Consider the following 1961-nt stretch of genomic DNA (forward strand, 5'->3'; position numbering starts at 1 on the left):
CGAAGGGGATACGAAACAATGCTCGACTACTACAAGAAAGTAGCTCCACAACTTAACGAACCGCTGTATGCGAGACCCGCTTGTACAGTGGTGGTGTGTCACGAACAAAGAACACGAGTGCTTCTTTGGTGCTGTGCAAATGATGAGGGCAGGCCCCTCGGAGCCGGTATTCAGGTGCAGGCTCCAAACCGCCTTGTGCGGCTTTGCTTAAAAGGCATGGTCGTGAGCGACAAGGAAAAGTTACCAGAAAGGTAGCAGGTAGGTGTTAAGGAGACGAACGCAAGTGAACTGCTGAGGAAGTGTCGTTAGCGAATAAGTGATGTCAAAACCGGGAGTCACCACTATCCCGGGACAAGCATGAGGGCAACCTGGCTACTGCTCATGCGGCATCCGGCATTAAGGCAGCGTGACCTTAACATAGGCATTTGCACGGAACGTGAGAACGTGTCGTCCTGATGACAAGGGAGAAGCTCAAGTGGCAGACCCACAAGAGCGAGAGTACCGAGGCAGGGCACGCGGGCGGAACATCCCGTAGTAGTGAGGAAGTCCCTGTAATGGGGATGGAGCGAAGGGGGTGTATTATCCAGTTTTTATCACGAAGAAAACTGCAGGTAAGTCTGCAGGAGGTACTGACATGATTAAGACAAAACCATTTACAATCTCAAAGCACCTGGTGCACCAAGCCTACCTGCGGGTAAAACAAAACGGAGGTAGCGCAGGCGTGGATGGGCTAGGCCTCGAGGAGTTCGAGCAAGACAGCAGAAACCACCTTTACCGGTTATGGAACCGGATGAGCTCGGGTAGCTACATGCCCTCACCCGTACTGTTGGTAGAAATACCAAAGAGCGGAGGAGGCACACGCCCTTTGGGTATCCCAACTGTCACAGACCGCATCGCCCAGATGGTAGTCACCATGACACTGGCTCCCGTGCTGGAGTCGGTATTCCATAATGACTCCTATGGGTACAGGCCGGGCAAAAGCGCACTGGATGCGGTGGGCAAAGCCAGGCAGCGGTGCTGGCGGCAGGACTGGGTCCTGGACCTGGACATCAAAGGCTTTTTCGACAGCATTCCGCACGAGTTGCTCCTAAAGGCAGTGCGTAGGCACACAGCCTGCAAATGGGTACTGCTCTACATCGAGCGGTGGCTCACAGCCCCTGTGCAGCAAAGGGATGGGATAACTACAGAAAGGACAAAGGGCACTCCGCAGGGAGCAGTCGTTAGTCCGCTGCTGGCCAACCTCTTCCTGCACTACTGCATGGACGAGTGGCTGCGGATAAACTATCCGTCCTGCCCGTTCGAGCGGTACGCAGACGACTGTGTGATACATTGCAGTACAGAGCAGCAGGCGACAGAGCTAAAAGAAGCGTTGGCAGAAAGGCTAAAGGCGTGCGGACTGGAAATGCATCCCGAAAAGACCAAAATTGTTTACTGCAGAGACGAGGACCGACGCAAAACTTACCCGAACATGTCTTTCGATTTTCTTGGTTACACATTCAGAAGCAGGAAGTCTAGGAACAGGAAGGGTAAGTTCTTTACGGGTTTCTTACCGGCAGTGGGCGACAAGGCCAAAAAGGCCATCCGGCAAAAGATAAGGGGGTGGAAGCTGACAAGTAGAAGTGGCAGCAGCCTGACAAGGCTGGCAGAGGAAACAAACCCTGTCGTCAAAGGGTGGATAAATTACTACGGACACTTCTACAAATCGGAACTACAGGAGGCACTGGGATATTTGAACCTTGTTCTCAAGAGTTGGGCCAGGCAGAAATATAAGAAACTGCAGGGCCGTAAAGTCAGGGCGAGTAAGTGGCTGGGGAGGATGGCTAAGGCCATTCCGAACCTGTTTGCGCACTGGCAGCTGGGAGTAAGGCCGTGAAGGTTGGATAATAGGAGCCGTGTAAGGCGAGAGTCTTACGCACGGTTCTGTGAGGGCGTAAGGGGGAGGTTCCCTTGCGCTACTCGAC

2 protein-coding genes are annotated in these 1961 nt (G+C 53.4%); both read left to right on the forward strand.

Annotation, left to right across the window (positions count from 1 at the left end):
* Positions 1-255, forward strand: a 255-nt coding sequence (locus FJM51_RS26475; RefSeq protein ID WP_140456473.1) for a hypothetical protein, incomplete at its 5' end; no start/stop codon positions are given.
* Between the two features lie 319 nt (positions 256-574).
* A complete protein-coding gene (ltrA, locus tag FJM51_RS26480; RefSeq protein ID WP_233713253.1) occupies positions 575-1873 on the forward strand; it encodes a group II intron reverse transcriptase/maturase in 1299 nt (432 codons plus the stop codon).
* Positions 1874-1961 lie beyond the last annotated feature (88 nt).

The organism is Amaricoccus solimangrovi, from assembly GCF_006385685.1.
Classification (GTDB): domain Bacteria; phylum Pseudomonadota; class Alphaproteobacteria; order Rhodobacterales; family Rhodobacteraceae; genus Amaricoccus; species Amaricoccus solimangrovi.